At 35.5% G+C, this 17,451-nt stretch carries 18 protein-coding genes; 8 read left to right on the top strand and 10 right to left on the bottom strand.

Features of this window, described 5'->3' with window-relative positions; all coding sequences use genetic code 11:
• Positions 1–102: 102 nt before the first annotated feature.
• The 6 genes from CLU97_RS04950 (at position 103) to CLU97_RS04975 (ending at position 5,285) form a co-directional block, all read left to right on the top strand.
• On the top strand, positions 103–741 hold the full coding sequence (locus CLU97_RS04950) for a DUF47 domain-containing protein (protein ID WP_065393534.1): 639 nt from the start codon (positions 103–105) through the stop codon (positions 739–741).
• A 12-nt stretch (positions 742–753) separates the two neighbouring features.
• The gene (locus CLU97_RS04955) at positions 754–1,896 is read left to right on the top strand and encodes an inorganic phosphate transporter (RefSeq protein ID WP_121486947.1); all 1,143 of its coding nucleotides are present in this window, start codon (positions 754–756) and stop codon (positions 1,894–1,896) included.
• A gap of 101 nt (positions 1,897–1,997) precedes the next feature.
• Positions 1,998–2,969 carry a polyprenyl synthetase family protein gene (locus CLU97_RS04960; protein ID WP_034697588.1) on the top strand — a complete coding sequence of 324 codons (972 nt, stop codon included), beginning with the start codon at positions 1,998–2,000 and terminating at the stop codon, positions 2,967–2,969.
• 76 nt (positions 2,970–3,045) lie between these two features.
• Positions 3,046–3,996: a GSCFA domain-containing protein gene (locus CLU97_RS04965; RefSeq protein WP_121486948.1), complete on the top strand. Its 951-nt coding sequence runs from the start codon at positions 3,046–3,048 to the stop codon at positions 3,994–3,996.
• Positions 3,997–4,518, top strand: a complete 522-nt coding sequence (locus tag CLU97_RS04970; protein WP_121486949.1) for a DUF4269 domain-containing protein — start codon at positions 3,997–3,999, stop codon at positions 4,516–4,518. It abuts the gene before it with no gap.
• Between the two features lie 5 nt (positions 4,519–4,523).
• The gene (locus tag CLU97_RS04975) at positions 4,524–5,285 is read left to right on the top strand and encodes a TatD family hydrolase (RefSeq protein ID WP_121486950.1); all 762 of its coding nucleotides are present in this window, start codon (positions 4,524–4,526) and stop codon (positions 5,283–5,285) included.
• 223 nt (positions 5,286–5,508) lie between these two features.
• Here the strand turns inward: CLU97_RS04975 and CLU97_RS04980 are convergent, their stop codons facing one another.
• The 3 genes from CLU97_RS04980 to CLU97_RS04990 all read right to left on the bottom strand — a co-directional run bounded on the left by CLU97_RS04980 (position 5,509) and on the right by CLU97_RS04990 (position 8,335).
• On the bottom strand, positions 5,509–6,813 hold the full coding sequence (locus tag CLU97_RS04980; protein WP_121486951.1) for a DEAD/DEAH box helicase: 1,305 nt from the start codon (positions 6,811–6,813) through the stop codon (positions 5,509–5,511).
• A 174-nt stretch (positions 6,814–6,987) separates the two neighbouring features.
• On the bottom strand, positions 6,988–7,500 hold the full coding sequence (locus tag CLU97_RS04985; protein WP_121486952.1) for a GNAT family N-acetyltransferase: 513 nt from the start codon (positions 7,498–7,500) through the stop codon (positions 6,988–6,990).
• Positions 7,501–7,531: 31 nt separating this feature from the next.
• Positions 7,532–8,335 carry a transporter substrate-binding domain-containing protein gene (locus tag CLU97_RS04990; RefSeq protein ID WP_228437526.1) on the bottom strand — a complete coding sequence of 268 codons (804 nt, stop codon included), beginning with the start codon at positions 8,333–8,335 and terminating at the stop codon, positions 7,532–7,534.
• Positions 8,336–8,454: 119 nt separating this feature from the next.
• On the opposite strand from CLU97_RS04990, the gene CLU97_RS04995 reads away from it, so the two are divergent.
• Positions 8,455–9,882: a PLP-dependent aminotransferase family protein gene (locus tag CLU97_RS04995; RefSeq protein WP_121486953.1), complete on the top strand. Its 1,428-nt coding sequence runs from the start codon at positions 8,455–8,457 to the stop codon at positions 9,880–9,882.
• 73 nt (positions 9,883–9,955) lie between these two features.
• Here CLU97_RS04995 and CLU97_RS05000 read toward each other — a convergent pair whose 3' ends face one another.
• The 4 genes from CLU97_RS05000 to CLU97_RS05015 form a co-directional block, all read right to left on the bottom strand.
• Positions 9,956–10,447, bottom strand: coding sequence for a DUF6438 domain-containing protein (locus CLU97_RS05000; RefSeq protein WP_121489657.1), 492 nt, complete (start codon positions 10,445–10,447; stop codon positions 9,956–9,958).
• A 331-nt stretch (positions 10,448–10,778) separates the two neighbouring features.
• Complete coding sequence (obgE, locus tag CLU97_RS05005; protein WP_121486954.1) at positions 10,779–11,762, bottom strand: GTPase ObgE; 984 nt, start codon at positions 11,760–11,762, stop codon at positions 10,779–10,781.
• Between the two features lie 61 nt (positions 11,763–11,823).
• A complete protein-coding gene (locus CLU97_RS05010; protein ID WP_034697446.1) occupies positions 11,824–12,402 on the bottom strand; it encodes an adenylate kinase in 579 nt (192 codons plus the stop codon).
• 154 nt (positions 12,403–12,556) lie between these two features.
• The gene (locus CLU97_RS05015; RefSeq protein WP_047374145.1) at positions 12,557–13,111 is read right to left on the bottom strand and encodes a phosphoribosyltransferase; all 555 of its coding nucleotides are present in this window, start codon (positions 13,109–13,111) and stop codon (positions 12,557–12,559) included.
• A 400-nt stretch (positions 13,112–13,511) separates the two neighbouring features.
• Between CLU97_RS05015 and CLU97_RS05020 the strand changes: the two genes are divergently transcribed.
• Positions 13,512–15,101, top strand: a complete 1,590-nt coding sequence (locus tag CLU97_RS05020; protein ID WP_121486955.1) for an ABC-F family ATP-binding cassette domain-containing protein — start codon at positions 13,512–13,514, stop codon at positions 15,099–15,101.
• Positions 15,102–15,214: 113 nt separating this feature from the next.
• On the opposite strand, the gene CLU97_RS05025 is transcribed toward CLU97_RS05020, so the two are convergent.
• From CLU97_RS05025 to CLU97_RS05035, 3 genes are all read right to left on the bottom strand, one after another.
• Entirely contained in the window at positions 15,215–15,733 is a 519-nt protein-coding gene (locus CLU97_RS05025; RefSeq protein ID WP_121486956.1) for a HEAT repeat domain-containing protein, read from the bottom strand.
• Positions 15,734–15,814: 81 nt separating this feature from the next.
• Positions 15,815–16,741, bottom strand: coding sequence for an alpha/beta fold hydrolase (locus CLU97_RS05030; protein ID WP_121486957.1), 927 nt, complete (start codon positions 16,739–16,741; stop codon positions 15,815–15,817).
• A gap of 14 nt (positions 16,742–16,755) precedes the next feature.
• Complete coding sequence (locus tag CLU97_RS05035; protein ID WP_121486958.1) at positions 16,756–17,340, bottom strand: hypothetical protein; 585 nt, start codon at positions 17,338–17,340, stop codon at positions 16,756–16,758.
• Positions 17,341–17,451 lie beyond the last annotated feature (111 nt).

Below are 17,451 nucleotides of genomic sequence, written 5' to 3' on the forward strand. Positions count from 1 at the left end.
GATAATCAATTGTTAAGCGAATGTTAACAAAACTTAATGTCATATAGTTTCACGTGCAATCCTTTTTTAGGAAATTTGCACACGAATTATAAATACTAAAAAATGGGAATTGGTAATATTTTCCACGCTTTTCAACCAAAGGACAAAATCTTCTTCGTACTTTTCGAAAAAGTAACTGAAAATCTAGTTGCAATGTCAGAAGAATTCAACGCAGGAATCAAAGATTTCGATCTTAATGACGATTCAATGTTGAAAAAAATGAGCGACTTCGAACACAAGAATGATGAACTTACTCACGAAATTTTCGTAGAACTAGGAAAAAACTTCATTACACCTTTTGACCGTGAGGATATCCACACACTGGCAACAGGACTGGATGATATTGCAGACTATATCTACGCTTCCACAAAATATATTTTCCTATACAAATCACCTGAGATGAAGGCTTATTCAGACTTCTCTTTACTGATCCACAAAGCATGTCTTGAAATTCAGAATGCTATGAAAAACCTTAAAGGGTTCAAAAATATGGAACAGGTGAAAGAAGCTTGTATTAAAGTGAACTCTATTGAGAACATTGCTGACGATTTGCTTTCCAATTCAATGGTAGAATTATTTGAAACCAATGATGCCATCAACATTATTAAAGTTTCATCTGTATTGAATTACCTTGAAATTGTAACGGATAAAGCAGAAGATGTTGCCAATACAATTGAGAACATCATGATTAAATACGCCTAATACATAGCAAAAATGGAATTTCCGATTTTACTTGTAGTTATTATTGCGCTGGCCCTGATCTTCGATTATATCAATGGTTTTCATGATGCAGCCAACTCAATTGCAACTATAGTTTCTACAAAAGTTTTAACTCCATTCCAGGCTGTACTTTGGGCGGCGCTTTGGAACTTTGCAGCTTTCTTTATTGCTGCTTACATTATTGGAGAATTCAAAATTGGTAATACGATTGCCAAAACAGTTAATGAGAATTTTATCACCCTCGAAGTTATCTTCTCCGGTCTTATGGCAGCTATTGCCTGGAACCTTTTGACATGGTGGTTCGGGATCCCTTCTTCATCATCACACACGCTGATTGGAGGTTTCTTAGGAGCGGCTCTTATGCATGCTTTCATGATGGATTATCATGATGTGGCAGCAGCGCAGCCGGAACTTGGAATGTGGGGAACCATTAAGGAAGCTTTCAACCAGGTAACACACCAGAGTGTTGTAAAGTTTGATAAAGTAATTCCTATCTTCCTGTTCATTTTCATGGCACCGATCATAGGGATGGTTATCTCGATTATTATTACATTAATTATTGTACACCTTTATAAAAAATCAAATCCCCACAAAGCAGACCAGTCTTTCAAAAGATTACAGTTGGCTTCTTCAGCTTTATTCAGCTTAGGACACGGTTTGAATGATGCTCAGAAAGTAATGGGTATCATTGGTGCAGCACTTATCTACTACCATGTTGAAATGCTGCATGACCCTGTTTATCTGAATATTCCTGCTGCAGGACGTTTTGATTATTTTGCTCAGCATTACCTTTGGGTTCCTTTAGTTTCGTTCCTTGCAATTGGTTTAGGAACAATGAGTGGTGGTTGGAAGATCATCAAAACAATGGGTACCAAGATTACGAAAGTAACTTCATTAGAAGGAGTAAGTGCAGAAACTGCAGGTGCTATTACCTTATTCATTACAGACCACTTTGGTATTCCTGTATCTACTACACATACCATTACAGGTTCTATCATTGGAGTAGGGTTAACGAAAAGAATTTCAGCGGTAAGATGGGGAATTACAGTAAGCTTATTGTGGGCTTGGGTTCTAACCATTCCAATCTCTGCAATAGTAGCAGGAATTACCTATCTGGTAGTAACCTTCCTTTTCTAAAAAACAAATTATATATTTATAAAAACTTTGTCCGTTTGGGCAAAGTTTTTTGTTTTATAAAGCCTTGAAAAATTGTATTTTTGTTCAAATTATTAGATTTTATGGAATTTTTAGACAGATACCAGCAGATTGTTGCAGATGCCATCACTAAATATACTTTTAAAGATAAACCTTCGGAGCTGTATGACCCGATGAACTATATTATTTCCCATGGTGGAAAACGTCTTCGTCCCATTATGGTACTGATGGCATGTGATATGTTCGGTGGAGATCTTAAGCAGGCAATCAAACCGGCATTGGCTATCGAGTTTTTCCATAATTTTACGCTGATTCATGATGATATTATGGATGAAGCTCCCTTAAGAAGAAATAAGCCTACTATTCATACTTTACACGGTCTAAACGTAGGAATTCTTTCCGGAGACGGACTGATGCTGAAAGCCTATAAGTTTTTTGAAGATCTTGAACCTGAAATCTTCAAAGCATGTATCAGAATATTTACCCATACAGGGCTTCTTCTTTGTGAAGGACAGCAGTATGATATCAATTTTGAAACTCAAAAGGACGTTACTTTTGATGATTATATCAGGATGATTACTTATAAAACAGGAGTTTTGAGTGCTTCTTCGTTTGAAATCGGAGCTTTGATTGCAAGAGCTGATTTTAAAGACGCAAAAGCTATTTTCAATTTCGGAAAACACATCGGAATCGCATTCCAGATTATGGATGATTATCTGGATGTATTTGGAGATCAGGCGCAGTTTGGGAAAAAACATGCCGGAGATATTTACGAAAACAAAAAAACAGTTCTGTACCTATTAGCAAGAGAGCATGCTACAGATGAAGAAAGAAAAGAGCTGGATTACTGGTACTCTAAAAAAACTGAAAATGTAGATAAAGTATACGGAGTAGAAAAGATTTTCAGAAGAACAAAAGTGGACGAAAAAGCATTACGTCTGATTGAAAAACATAATGAAATTGGGCAAAGCTATCTTCAGAAAATAGATGTTCCGGAAGAAAAGAAAAAGCCTTTCATTGAACTAGCCAATTATTTGTTGAGAAGAGAAAGTTAATATAGGTAGCAGAAGGTAGGTGGCAGGTAGCAGCAATTTACCTGCAACCTATTTCCTGCATCCTAACCCCTATACAATGAAATTCAGAACAGAAGTTGATATTCCCGCATCAGAAAAGAAGATTGAGATTGAAGATAAAATATTTTCAATAGGATCATGTTTTGCCTCTGAGATGACAGATTTACTGCAAGACGGGCAACTTCAGACCCTTAATAACCCTTTTGGGACTATTTTTAACCCTTTTTCTATCAATCATGCGATAAACAGATTACATGATTCTGCATTTTATGAGGAAGAGGAACTAATCACTTACAACGAAGAATATATTTCTTTGGATCACCACACCAGTTTTGATACCCGATATATTCATCAGACCTTAGATAAGATTAATGGAGCTATTGAAGCCGGAAATGCCTTTCTTCAGGAAGCTGACTGGATCATTATCACCTACGGATCCTCATTTATCTATGAATTTCTTCCCAAGAAAAAGCTAGTGGCGAACTGTCATAAAATTCCGCAAAAGTTTTTTGAAAAAAGACTGCTTTCCCATCAGGAATTAACGAGCTCAATTTACCAGACGATTCTGGATCTTAAAGACATTTGTAAAGAAGGAGTACAAATCCTGTTTACCGTTTCACCTGTTAGACATACAAAAGATGGGATGGTAGAAAATCAGTTAAGCAAATCCAAACTGATTACTGCTATTCACGAGTCTATTTCTATGTTTGAAGACTGCCATTATCTGCCTGTTTATGAAATTTTAATGGATGATCTTCGTGATTATCGTTTTTATAAGGAAGATATGATTCATCCAAGTACGCAAGCGGTTAATTATATTTTTGAGAAATTTGGAAAATCTTATTTTTCAGAAGAGACCCAGGATTTTATCAAAGAAAATTTTAAGATCGTTAAAGCTCTGGAACATAAAACGAGTGATAAGAAAGATCCGAAGTTTATTGAGTTCAGAGAAAAGCTGGATCAAAGAATTGAAATGCAGCGTAAAAAGGTAAAACATAAAATATTTTAAATGCTCGATTTTACCAGGATTGATTATCTGAAAGAAGGAAATGAAAGGCAGAAGAAGGCTTACGAAATTCTGACAAAGTATCATGTTTTTGAGAAAATGAAGGACTATTCTCCCATTTTAGCAGGAACTGTTCCTTTAGAAATTGATATCAAAGGAAGCGATCTGGATATTATTTTCGAAGTGGATTTAAAATATGAACAGGATTTTCTGGATGATTTACTATGTTGCCAGCTTATTCCTCAGGATGTAGAAATAGAGCATCCCGTCATAAGCAGTGAAAAATGCATTACATTAAACTTCATACTGGAAGGTTTTCCCATCGAGATTTTCGGACAGAATAAACCTACAACGCAGCAGAATGCATACCTTCATATGGCTGCCGAATACAAAATATTACAGGAAAAAGGAGAAAAATTTAAACAAAAAATAATAGAACTTAAAAAACTGGGAATAAAAACGGAACCAGCCTTCGGAATGTTGCTGGGACTTGAAAATCCTTATGAAGATCTATTGAAATTTTAAATAAAATGATTGATACACATACACATCTGTACGCAGAAGAATTTGATGAAGACAGAAAAGAAGCGGTTCAGAGAGCTTTAGATAAAGGAATTACAGAATTTTATCTTCCTGCCATAGATTCAGAATCTCATGAGAAAATGTTGCAGCTGGAAACAGAATATCCAGGACAGATTTTTTCCATGATGGGATTGCATCCCTGTTATGTAAAACCGGAATCCTGGGAAAAGGAACTTGAAATCGTAAAAAATTATCTTGATCAAAGGCATTTTCCAGCAATAGGAGAGATCGGAATTGACCTGTATTGGGATAAAACGACCTTGGATATTCAAGTAAAAGCTTTTGAACAGCAGATTGACTGGGCGATAGAAAAAGATCTTCCCATCGTGATTCATACAAGAGAAAGCTTTGATGAAACATTCGACGTATTGGAAAGAAAAAAACATCCGAAACTAAGAGGAATCTTCCATTGTTTTTCCGGAAATCTGGAACAGGCACAGCATGCCATTGATCTTAATTTTATTTTAGGGATTGGTGGAGTAGTGACCTTCAAAAATGGGAAAATAGATCAGTTTCTGAACGAAATTCCTTTGGATAAAATTGTTCTGGAAACAGATTCTCCGTATCTGGCTCCTGTTCCGCACAGAGGAAAAAGAAACGAAAGCTCGTATCTTGATCTGGTAGCCGGAAAGCTGGTGAATATCTATGGAAAAGACTTTTCTGAGATAGACCGTATCACGACAGAGAATGCAAAAAATCTTTTTAAGTAAAACCGGCTGGAAGCTGGATGAGAGAAGATGGCGGTTACTGTTAGTCTTATAATTTCTGACAGTTATTATTATTCCTCAATAACTTTTCTCTTTCAGCTCCGAGCCTCCCAATTCTCTGTTAAAACTTCCAGTTCTTATCCCGAATCCAGTTAGTTTAAACAATAAAAGTGTAATTTTAGGATAAATAAAAACCCCTTTTCAATGTTGAAAAGGGGTTTGTTTTTTATTTCTTTCTTGTGAAATTTTTGTTCTTAGGTTTTTTAAATCCTACCGAAGCGCCCGCAGAAGGTTTTTTACGGTTGTTATTCGGCCTTGAGCTGTTATTGCTGCCTGTTTTAGGTTTCTCACCACCTGCATTAAAAGGTTTGTTATTAGAATCCCTTTTCTGGGCAACAAGATTGTCCGTGTGGAAAGGATGCTCTTTGATAACATCTATTTTCTTCCCGATCAGTTTTTCCGTATTCTTTAGGTTTAAAAGATCGAGTCCGTCTACAAAAGAGATAGAATTACCTTCAGCTCCGGCCCTTCCTGTTCTTCCGATTCTGTGTACATAGGTTTCAGAAACATCGGAAAGCTCAAAATTGATCACAAATTTTAGTTCATCAATGTCAATTCCTCGTGCTGCAATATCTGTGGCAACAAGAATTCTTGTTTTTCCAGACTTGAAATTATTCAAAGCATTTTGTCTCGCATTCTGAGATTTATTACCGTGAATAGCTTCTGCAGAAATATTGTCTTTCTGAAGTTTTCTGGCAATTTTATCAGCACCATGTTTCGTCCTTGAAAATACCAGTACCGAATCTGAAATATCATTTTCAAGAATGTGGGTCAATAGATCCAGTTTATTTTCTTTTTCAACAAAATAAACGGATTGTTTGATGGTATCTGCGGTAGAAGAAACAGGAGTTACCTCTACTTTTACAGGGTTATTAAGGATAGAGTTAGCCAGCTTCTGAATTTCGGTTGGCATGGTTGCTGAGAAAAATAAAGTCTGTCTTCTCTGGGGTAAAAGTTTAATGATTCTTTTTACATCATGTACAAAGCCCATATCCAGCATTCTGTCTGCCTCATCAAGAACAAAGATCTCAAGATTTTTCAGGCTGATGATTCCCTGTGCGATAAAGTCAAGAAGTCTTCCCGGTGTTGCTACCAGAATATCAACCCCTTTTCTCAAAGCAGCTTCCTGGTTTCCTTGTTTTACGCCTCCGAAAATAACAAGCTGTTTTAATGGAAGATATTTACCGTAAGCATTAATATTTTCCTCAATCTGAATAGCCAGTTCTCTGGTTGGAGTAAGGATTAACGCTTTTATATGTTTATTGGGAATTTTATTTTTGGATAAATTCTGTAGAATAGGGATGGAAAAAGCAGCAGTCTTTCCTGTTCCTGTCTGCGCACAACCTAAAAAGTCTCTGCCTTCCAGAATATCAGGAATAGATCTTTCCTGGATAGGAGTAGGAGTCGTATATCCCTGCTCCTGGATTGCTTTTGCAATAGGTTCTATTAAGTTTAAGTCTGTAAAATTCAAATGAATTATTTTAAAATTTAAATAAAAATTCCTTCAGTCTGAAAGAATTACATTCTGCAAAGGTAGTTTAAAAAAAATTAAGAATTTTACACCTCTTTTTTCAGGTATTTTTGTCGCCAAAAATAAATAGCTACCCCGGATATGAGCAGCTATTTATTTTAATCTGTTTCAAAATTATTCATCAATTGAAATTTGAAACAAACTAACCGTTGCATTGTCGTAATGAGCAGGCAGTCCTTCTGTATTTTTAAGCTTGGATAATCCTAAAAAATCGAAACCACACTTTGTATAGTACCCTATTAATCCCGGATTATCACCTACGGTGTCCATTCTGATAAATTTTTTATTGCTATTGGCGGCATATTGCTGAGCCCAGTCAACAATTATTTCTACCAGATTTTTTCCCCGAAAATCCGGATTGGTAGCTATCCTGTGAATATAAACCGAAGGATCATTGTTGCGTTCTTCCCAAATTTGAGGATCATTAAAGGTTGTTGCCCAGACACATGCTATTGAATTATCAATAACGATCTTCCATTGTCTTTCTTCTGCAATTTCCATTTCAATCAGTTTTCTGTCGAATTCCGGCCAGTGAACTATAAATTTTGTTTTTTGAAAATCTGTTGCTATTTTGTACAGACGGAAAATTTCATCTATATCTGTGCTGTTGCTGTTTTGTACTGTCATGATTTGTGATTTTATAGGATTGAAAATTTCATTATTTTATGCTGCCGCCGGGCACAATACCATCAATTTCAGCTTTTGTAATTCCATATTTTGCCATGTTTGTGCGGTGGTTTTCTGAGCCAAGGTATTTACGAAGCTGTTTATTCACAGCCTGCAATAAAACCTGATTATCCTTACTGAAGGAAAAAGCTCCAACAGGAATTTTAATCTCTTTGTTATTTTCAAAAGGAACCGTTTCCAATTCAGGATGAGTATTAACAATAGCCGTATTTCCTACGGTAGTAGCTGCAAATGCATCTATTTTTCCTGATAACAATGCAGCAATAGCTTCTGGCTGATTTTTGAACAGTATGATTTGATTATCACTTACACCAGCCAATTTTGCAGCATCGAATTGTATTTGCCCCGGAATAAGCCCCAGCATTGCATCATTAGATTTAAGAATATCTTCATAGGCTGCAAGAGCTTTAGGATTGCCTTTTTGTACAACAAAACCGTCACCCAGTGACCATACAGGAATACTGAAATCCACATCTTTTGCGCGTTCAGCGGTTACAAAAATAGGAACATTCATATCCCATTTGCCTGCCTGAACTCCTGGCAGTAATTCATCAAATGTTACAAGATGATACTCAATAGATGAAACACCTATAGCCTGAAGTATGGCTTCTGCCAGTTCAATATCCGCACCTTTTACACCATTATGCTCAGTCCAATAAAATGGTGGCTCATCTACATAAGCAATTCTCAATGTTTTATTGATGCCATCCGGAATAGTAATATCCGTTGAATGGATTGGCATCTCTTTGATAGTTTTCTTTGAAGGTTGTGTCATTGTTAATGTGTTTAATGAAGGATTGTTTTAACCCTTACGTTTCTTACTATGCAAAATTAATTTTTTTTATATTTGAAGTACAGATGCAATTTTATAAATTTTAACCAGTACAGTTGATTATGAAAACAATAAAATATCAAGATCTCTCAGATTATTATGAAGCCCAAATCAAGAAAGGGATCTTAAAGACGGGTGATAAAATGCCATCTTTACGACAGATACGTTCGGAAAAGAAAATAAGTATGACTACTGCACAGATGGTATATAGTGTTTTGGAAAGTAAAGATCTTATTGTATCAAAACCAAAATCCGGTTATATTGTCTGCTCCCCATATAATCATAAAATTCAATTGCCAGAGGCCACCAATCCTTTACAAAAAGCCGAAAACAGCCGGCCGGAAGATGCTGCAATAAATGTGTATGATACCATTGATCAGAAACATATTGTACAATTATCTTTAGGTATACCGGCTACTTCATTTTTACCTGTTGCAGCGCTCAATAAATGTATTAAGAATGCTGTTAATACTATTGATTACTGCGGTGTGCAGTATGACCCGATAGAAGGAAATTCCAGATTAAGACAGCAGATTGCTAAAAGAACTTTACATTGGAATGGAAGTATTACTTTAGAGGATGTGATAACAACATCAGGCTGTATTCCGGCTTTGTCTTATTGCCTGCAAAGCATTACCCAGCCAGGAGATACAATAGCCGTAGAAAGCCCGGTTTACTTTGGAATTTTGCAGCTAGCCAAACATCTTCGTTTAAAAGTAGTTGAACTTTCTACTCATCCGCAAACAGGGATTAATCTGGATAGCTTAGAAAAGCTTTTGAAAAAACAGGAAATAGCCACATTGGTTATTGTAAGTAATTTTAGCAATCCATTGGGATACTGTATGCCTGATGATAAAAAAGAAAAACTTGTACAGCTTATGACTCAATATAATATACCATTAATTGAAGATGACATTTATGGTGATTTATATTTTGGTGAGAAGCGTCCGGCCAATTGTAAGACTTTTGACAAGGAAGGAATGGTACTGCTTTGCAATTCTATATCAAAATCACTAGCTCCAGGATATAGAGTAGGGTGGATACTACCCGGGAAGTATAAAGATAAAGTGATAAAAACCAAAGCTATACAACAGATTTCAGATACAGCCATAACCCATCAGGCGGTTGCACTATATCTAGAGTCCGGTAAATATGAAAAACATCTTCGAAAACTTAGGCAAGATTTATACGTTAACTACGTGAAAGTAACTAAAGCTATTCTCGAATATTTTCCTGATGAGACCAGGTGTACGCAGCCACAAGGAGGTTTGTTCTTGTGGGTTGAACTGGATAAATCCATCAATGCTTTTACTTTATACAAAAAAGCCTTGCAAAAAAATATTGCCATTATGCCCGGTATTGCATTTTCACTACAAGATCAATATACCCATTGCATAAGGCTGAGCTATGCTTCAGAATGGAATGATGATGTGGAAAAAGCAATAAAAGAGCTGGGAATTTTGATTCATTCTATGTCTTACGTTAAATAGAATAAGTCTTTAAAACCTGATAAAAAAATAATTCCTCCGGAACGAAGGAATTATTGCTATATTTTTTGTGAAACTACTTCACTTTAGTCCATTGCTGGTTTTTTCTTAGATTTTCAAAAAACTGATAAACTTCTGAAAGCTTTTCACTTCCACGTTTTCCGTAATCTTCTATATTTTTTGAAGTTCCGTCAGCAAGTTTTATTCTTAAATAAGAAGTTGGAAGATCGGTGATATTTTTTTCGCCATATTTATCATTTAATCCTTTAACATTTAACCCATCCAGCAAACTGATCAGTTTATTATAATCTTCTTCTTTGATGGTTCCTTTAAAAGTCCCTTCGCGTGGCTTTGAGAATTCATCTTTGGAAGGTTTATCGTTAAAATTAAAATGTTCTGCTTCAAAAACTGCAGTTCTATCTGGGTTGATGGTCATTTTAAAAACAGGGCAGAATCCAAAACACGGAGTCGCTTCATACTCAATTTTAGTATATTTTGAATTTACTTTTTGAGAAGTTTTACAGGATGTTAAAAACACAAATGCACAAATAGCTAGCAAATATTTCATAGTTTTTTTCAATTTCGAAGAGTCTCCCAATAATTGTTCCAAAACCCAAAATGTTCTTTTGTTTTTATGTTAAATATAAAATGGAAAACTTGCTTAAACTTGTATTTGTACCATTAAGGTTGTATTAAGGTGTTAAGAATAGGAAGATAAGCTTCGCCTTACGCTTAATAATCAGAATGATTTATCTTAACTCTACTTTATTTCTTAACTCTTCCTTAATGGCTTAAAATATTATAAGTGTATAAAGAAAAACAGCCTCAGGAAAAATCTAAGGCTGTTTTGTATGTTGCAGTTCTATTTCCAAAATAAAACTGATAACTTCATGCAGGTCCTATCCGTGTAATTGTTTCCAGATAGCATCTTTCAGTTCCATAAGACCTTCTCCGGTAACCCCTGAGAAGAATAATGGCTGTTTGTTTTCCGGGAACTCTGCTGCAATTTCATTTTTCAGTTCATCATCCAAAAGGTCAGATTTTGAAACGGAAACAATGAAATCTTTATCCAACAATTCAGGATTGTACTCCTTCAGCTCATTTTCAAGAATTTTAAACTCCTGGAAATGGTGTTCAGAATCAGCCGGAATTAAAAATAAAAGGATAGAGTTTCTTTCAATATGTCTCAGGAATCTGTGTCCTAAGCCTTTTCCTTCTGCTGCTCCTTCAATGATTCCTGGAATATCAGCCATTACAAAAGATTTGTAATTTCTGTAATCTACAATTCCAAGGTTAGGAGTTAAAGTGGTAAAAGCGTAATTGGCAATTTTTGGTTTTGCCGCAGAAACAGATGCTAAAAGTGTAGATTTTCCGGCATTTGGAAACCCAACAAGTCCTACATCCGCCAAAATTTTAAGTTCGAAGACCACATAGCCTTCCTCACCATCCATTCCGGGTTGAGCATATCTTGGAGTCTGATTGGTAGAAGATTTGAAATGTTCGTTTCCTTTTCCACCTTTTCCTCCCTGCATCAAAATGATTTCCTGTTTGTCATCAAGGATTTCTCCGATAATTTCACCCTCCTCATTTTTAGCAATGGTCCCAATAGGAACATCAATATAAATATCAGAACCATCAGCTCCGGTCAGCTGGTTTTTTGCTCCGTTTTCACCTCGTTCTGCTTTTATGTGACGGGTGTATCGGAGTGGAAGTAAAGTCCATTCCTGAGCATTTCCTCTCATAATGACGTGTCCGCCACGACCTCCGTCTCCTCCGTCCGGACCGCCTTTAGGAATATACTTTTCACGGCGAAGGTGGGCAGAACCAGCACCTCCGTGTCCGCTTTTACAATGGATTTTTACGTAATCTACAAAGTTAGACATATAGTTTGTGTTGCAAGTTACAGGCTGCGGGACGAAATTTTATCCCGCACCCGTATCCCGATTATTTAATTTTCTCTACCTCAGCGAAAAGTTTTTGGGAAATTTCATCAATTTCTCCAACACCGTTTACCTCTACATATTTACCCTGCTGCTTATAAAGCTCGGCAACTTCTGCTGTTTTGGTATAATATTCTTTAATTCTGTTTTCGATGATCTCTACATTGCTGTCGTCTGATCTTCCGCTGGTTTCCCCTCTTTTCAGAAGTCTTTCAACCAAAATTTTGTCCTCTACTACCAATGAAAGACAGATGTCTATCTCGTCATTCAGTACTTCTTTAACGATGGTTTCCAAAGCTTCTGTCTGAGCCGTTGTTCTTGGATATCCGTCAAAAATAAAACCGTTGGTATCAGTAGGTTTTTTGATCTCGTCAATCAGCATATCTGTTGTTACCTGATCCGGAACCAATTCTCCCTTATCGATGTATGATTTAGCCAATTTACCAAGTTCAGTGTCATTTTTCATATTGTATCTGAAAAGATCACCTGTTGAAACCTGTTTTAAATTGAATTTTTCGATCAGATTCTGAGCTTGTGTTCCTTTTCCACTTCCTGGAGGGCCGAACAGAACAATGTTTATCATAATGTTGATACGCTTCCAGCAATGGGCATTTTTGCTTCTGGCTCGTGGCTTTTGGCGGCTTGCTTTTTTGCTTTCAGCTTTTTTAAGTTATTATTAAATTTATTTCTTTATATAATTTTTAAGCTAAAAGCTATCAGCTAATAGCCAACAGCATTTAATGGTTGATTTGTCCGTCTTCCAACTGATATAAATTCGGTAGGTTTCTTCCTAACTCATCATAATCCAGTCCGTACCCAAGCACAAACTTATTAGGAATTTCTTTTCCGATATAATCCAGTTTGAAGTCTTTTTTGTAAATCTCAGGTTTCAATAGGAAACTTGCCAGTTTTACAGATTTAGGACGTTGTGTTTCTTTGAAATATTTGAAAAGACTTTCTACTGTATTTCCTGTATCTACGATATCTTCTACAAGAATAATATGACGGTCTCTCACGTCTTTAGTAAGCTCCATTTTCTGATAAACGATCCCTGTAGATTCAGTTCCTACATAAGAGCTCATTTGAATGAAGGCAATTTCGCATTCCCCCGGGTAATATTTTAAAAGATCTGAGAAGAACATCACCACTCCATTTAATACACCAATGAAAACAGGAACCTCATCCTTGTAATCCTCATAAATTCTTAACGCTGTCTCTTTTACAATTTCCTGAATTTCGGCATCCTTTAAATAAGGAACGAAAGTTTTGTCGTGAACTTTAATGCTTTCCATAAAATTTTTAGTAGGAGGCAAAGTTACGGATTTTTGATTAAAATACTTTCCTGTTTTTATCAGTTTGAAACTTTGATGGTTTCAGGACATCTGAATTGAATAACATGATAAAGTCTGTTTAAATAATAATAAAGAGAAGCTTTTTAACGGAACATAAAGGTATAACCTCAAAAAAACGATTCTGTAAACAATTAAAAATAAACAGGTGTTTAAAATAGAGAAGCAAAACAGGGTGATAAATGTTCTGATTGAAATGAAAAAGATGATATTCAGGAAAATGACTATCTTTGTGCTTTCAAAACCCAACAATACAGACATGTAGGATTATCATTTCTTTCAGATTCATAAAAAACAGTAACGAAGAAGTTGCTGGTGTTCAACCATTATTAAGAAAGAAATCATGATTTTACTACAAAATATATCCTTTGGGTTTCCGGGAGGAAATCTTCTATTCAATCATACCAATTTAACAATACAATCTTCCATCAAATCTGCTTTAGTGGGAGGCAATGGCATGGGAAAATCAACCCTTCTGAAAATGATTGCGGGCGAAATACAACCTTTAAACGGCTCCATCAATATTCAGGGTGATATTTTTTATGTACCCCAAATGTTCGGAAATTGTAACTGCCTTACCATCGCTGAATGTCTTAAAATAGATCAGAAATTATATGCGCTTCAAAAAATTACAGACGGAGAAGTGGATGAAATTTATTTTGAAATGCTCAACGATGACTGGGACATTGAAGAACGATCTCATCAAGCTCTGGAACACTGGGGATTCGAAAATTTTGAATTAACCCAAAAATTAGACGACTTGAGTGGTGGCCAAAAGACTAAAGTTTTTCTTGCCGGAATTCAGATTAATCAACCAGATATTATTGTATTGGATGAACCTACCAACCATTTGGATCTTAATGGCAGGAAATTACTGTATGATCTTATCAACAAAACGGATTCAACAGTGGTTATCGTAAGTCATGACCGTACTTTGCTCAATATTGTAGACACTATATTCGAATTAAGCAATCAGGGAATTGCAGCATATGGTGGTAATTACGATTTCTATGCAGAACAGAAAAAAGTGGAAGAGGAAGCTTTGCAAAATGACATTCATTCCAAAGAACGGGCTCTGAAAAAAGCAAAAGAAAAGGAAAGGGAAACACTGGAAAGAAAGCAAAAGCTTGATTCAAGAGGTAGAGGGAAACAAGAAAAGTCCGGAGTAGCAAGAATTATGATGAATACCCTTCGAAACAATGCTGAAAAAAACAGTTCAAAACTAAAATGTGTACATGCTGAGAAAATCACAGAAATTTCATGTGATTTGAGAGACTTACGTTCTTCTTTAAAGAATTCCGATCAGATGAAAGTTAATTTTAATGATTCTAATCTGCATTCAGGGAAAATCCTTGTTACTACTGAAGATATTAATTTTACTTATGGAAAGGGAAAACTCTGGAAAGAAAATATCAGTCTTAAGGTAAGAAGTGGAGATAGAATTTCCGTTAAAGGTTCAAACGGTTCCGGAAAAACCACACTGATAAAGCTTCTGCTGGAAAAAATTGAGCCTACGGAAGGGAAAATAAACACGGCAGAATTCAACAGTATTTATATTGACCAGGAATACTCTCTGATTAATCATGAATCAACGCTTTATGACTTTGTACAGACTTTCAATGACAGTGCATTACAGGAATCTGAAGTGAAAACATTATTGTCCAGATTTCTGTTTGGAAAAGATACATGGGATAAGAAATGCGGTATGCTGAGTGGTGGTGAACGTTTGCGCTTACTTCTCTGCGGACTTTCCATCAGCAATAAAGCTCCGGATATGATCATTCTCGATGAACCAACCAATAACTTAGATCTTCAGAATGTAGAAATTCTTACCAATTCTATCAAAAACTATCATGGAACTGTGCTGGTGATTTCCCATGATGAGATTTTTCTGGAGGAGATTGAGATTGATAGAGAATTGAAGCTTGATTAACGATTTTTTTATAATGTATAAAATATTCAATAGGAGCGGGCTTTAGCCAAAACTTATTATAAGAAAACCTGGAAATCAATTTCCAGGTTTCTATTTTTTATGAATTGAAAAAATTATTTCTTCGTTTTCTTAATCGCATCCAGATAAATCTTTTTAATGCTGTTTTTCTCTTCCTTCTCACTAATCTTTTCAAGAGCAGAAAGCAGAGTTTCAATATGCCTGGTTTTCAATTTTAAAATTTCACCCAGTGCAAATGCTGCACTCCATCGTACTACAGTTCCTTCATGTTCCGTATTCACTAACAAATTAGAAATAGCCGGATCCAGATTTTCTGGGAATAAATGAGCTGTGTTGCCTATTACTTTGGCACTTTCCCATTTTATTCTGGGTGCTTTTTCAGTAAGGGTTTGGGTAACAAATGAAAATATGGTTTCATCCGCCAGATTGGGATTCTGTTTTGTAGCATATTCCAAGGCTTCCACGCAGGTTGCTTTTACAGGATCTTTTGATTTTTCAGCGAAAGCAATCAGTTCATCGGTAGGTAAGGATTTGTCAATAATCCATTTGCTGATGATGTCTACTTTTTCTTTTGATTTTACAGCCTTGTCTTTGATAAGTTCTTCTATAGTCACGGTGATTGATTTTATTTTTCAGTGTTCTAAAATAGTAATCCCTTTAATTAGTTGATAAAATATGCACAGCCAGCGAACTTCTTAATTTTCTAAAATCCAATTATAGATTTCTTTCAATACCTCTTCTCTTATTTCTTCATTCAAAATCTCATGACGCATTTCCGGATAGATCTTTACGTCTACATGCTGGAAACCGTCAGCTTTTAAATGACTCACTGTATGCATAACTCCTTTTCCAAAATCACCAATCGGATCATTCTGACCACTTATAAATAACAAAGGAAACGATTTAGGTATAGATGAAGCCCAGTTTCTTGCCGTAGCCTTTTTATAAATGGTAAATAAAGTATAAAAAGCATTATGAGTAAAAGGAATTCCACAAAGATCATCCTGTTCAAAAGCTTTTCTGTTCTTTGGGCTTACACTCAGCCAGCTGGTATCACTGAAATCTTTATCCTTTTTAAAATGTTTATTATTGACACTTGTAAAAACTGAATTCAAGAAAGTACGATGACGAGGCGCGATGGCATTAGCTAATGATAAATAACCTCTCAATAAATTGATTCCCGGCAAAGGTCCACCAGTTCCTGTAATAATTGCTCCTGAAAACTTACTGCTCGCTTTTTGAAGAAGACATCGGGTGATAAATGACCCCATAGAATGTCCCAAAATAAAATGAGGTACATCCGGATATTGCTCTGCAAGATAATCAGCCATCATTTCTGCATCTGCAACAAGCCTTTCATCCGGTTTTTCAGGCTGGAAGAAACCAATATCTTTTTTCTCTTTTACAGATTTTCCGTGTCCTAAATGATCATACGACAATACAGCAATCCCATGATTAGCAAAATATTCAGCAATCTCTGCATATCTTCCGCTGTGTTCCTGCATGCCGTGTACGATAAGTAGTGTAGCTTTTAGTGTTTCCGGAGAGAATAGGTTGTAGAAAAGCTGGGATTTACTGTCTGTATTTGATGGTAAATAATTTGAATTTTGGGATGAAATCATAGCAAGTTGTGATATTATTTTATCTCAATGTCAAGAAGTTTATAATTTCCGACAATTTCAATTAATTGAGAAGAGTTGTTTTTTAGATTAGTAAAGAATTCATCCATATTTTTTTCATATCCTCTTTCACTTACAGCAAAAAGAAGAATACCTTTATTTTTACCATCATTAATAAGCTTATAACGATATACATTTCTTTCTGCTATCAATATTTCCTTACCATCCTTTGAGTTTTGGCTGATAAGAAAATCCAAAATATATTCTTCCCCTTTTTCAAGAATTTTATAATTAATAACCGGATTGGTCTTCTTCATCTCTTGAAGTTCTCCTACTTTTTGACCAATAGCGTCTTTCAAAGTAAAATCTCCTTTTACAAACTCAATTAAAACCATACTGTTGTATTGGTTGATATTTTCTTTTGGATTTAGATATTCCTGCTTGAAATAATTTTCATTGGGGTGAGAACTCCAGACTAAATGATATTCTTTTTGATTTAATTTAACAGGTCCCGGAACATTCAGGTAATCGTTTACTTTATTCTGAGCTTTTAGATAAAACAAAGGGACAATTAAAAGCAGAAATAGAATTTTAAATTTCATTTTGTGCAATTTTTACAGTAAATATAATTCATTTTATATAGGTATGGAAGTAAAAATATTAGAAATAAGATGATATTCAACCTCATGATTTTCATCCTAACCCAAAATAAA

The organism is Chryseobacterium sp. 7 (genome assembly GCF_003663845.1).
Lineage (GTDB): Bacteria > Bacteroidota > Bacteroidia > Flavobacteriales > Weeksellaceae > Chryseobacterium.

Bases quoted from the DNA above. Each gene is read 5' to 3' on its own strand.
- CLU97_RS04950 (WP_065393534.1), top strand. From the start codon at position 103: ATGGGAATTGGTAATATTTTCCACGCTTTTCAACCAAAGGACAAAATC.
- CLU97_RS04955 (WP_121486947.1), top strand. From the start codon at position 754: ATGGAATTTCCGATTTTACTTGTAGTTATTATTGCGCTGGCCCTGATC.
- CLU97_RS04960 (WP_034697588.1), top strand. From the start codon at position 1,998: ATGGAATTTTTAGACAGATACCAGCAGATTGTTGCAGATGCCATCACT.
- CLU97_RS04965 (WP_121486948.1), top strand. From the start codon at position 3,046: ATGAAATTCAGAACAGAAGTTGATATTCCCGCATCAGAAAAGAAGATT.
- CLU97_RS04970 (WP_121486949.1), top strand. From the start codon at position 3,997: ATGCTCGATTTTACCAGGATTGATTATCTGAAAGAAGGAAATGAAAGG.
- CLU97_RS04975 (WP_121486950.1), top strand. From the start codon at position 4,524: ATGATTGATACACATACACATCTGTACGCAGAAGAATTTGATGAAGAC.
- CLU97_RS04985 (WP_121486952.1), bottom strand. From the start codon at position 7,500: ATGACAGTACAAAACAGCAACAGCACAGATATAGATGAAATTTTCCGT.
- CLU97_RS04990 (WP_228437526.1), bottom strand. From the start codon at position 8,335: ATGACACAACCTTCAAAGAAAACTATCAAAGAGATGCCAATCCATTCA.
- CLU97_RS04995 (WP_121486953.1), top strand. From the start codon at position 8,455: ATGAAAACAATAAAATATCAAGATCTCTCAGATTATTATGAAGCCCAA.
- CLU97_RS05000 (WP_121489657.1), bottom strand. From the start codon at position 10,447: ATGAAATATTTGCTAGCTATTTGTGCATTTGTGTTTTTAACATCCTGT.
- obgE (WP_121486954.1), bottom strand. From the start codon at position 11,762: ATGTCTAACTTTGTAGATTACGTAAAAATCCATTGTAAAAGCGGACAC.
- CLU97_RS05010 (WP_034697446.1), bottom strand. From the start codon at position 12,402: ATGATAAACATTGTTCTGTTCGGCCCTCCAGGAAGTGGAAAAGGAACA.
- CLU97_RS05015 (WP_047374145.1), bottom strand. From the start codon at position 13,111: ATGGAAAGCATTAAAGTTCACGACAAAACTTTCGTTCCTTATTTAAAG.
- CLU97_RS05020 (WP_121486955.1), top strand. From the start codon at position 13,512: ATGATTTTACTACAAAATATATCCTTTGGGTTTCCGGGAGGAAATCTT.
- CLU97_RS05030 (WP_121486957.1), bottom strand. From the start codon at position 16,741: ATGATTTCATCCCAAAATTCAAATTATTTACCATCAAATACAGACAGT.
- CLU97_RS05035 (WP_121486958.1), bottom strand. From the start codon at position 17,340: ATGAAATTTAAAATTCTATTTCTGCTTTTAATTGTCCCTTTGTTTTAT.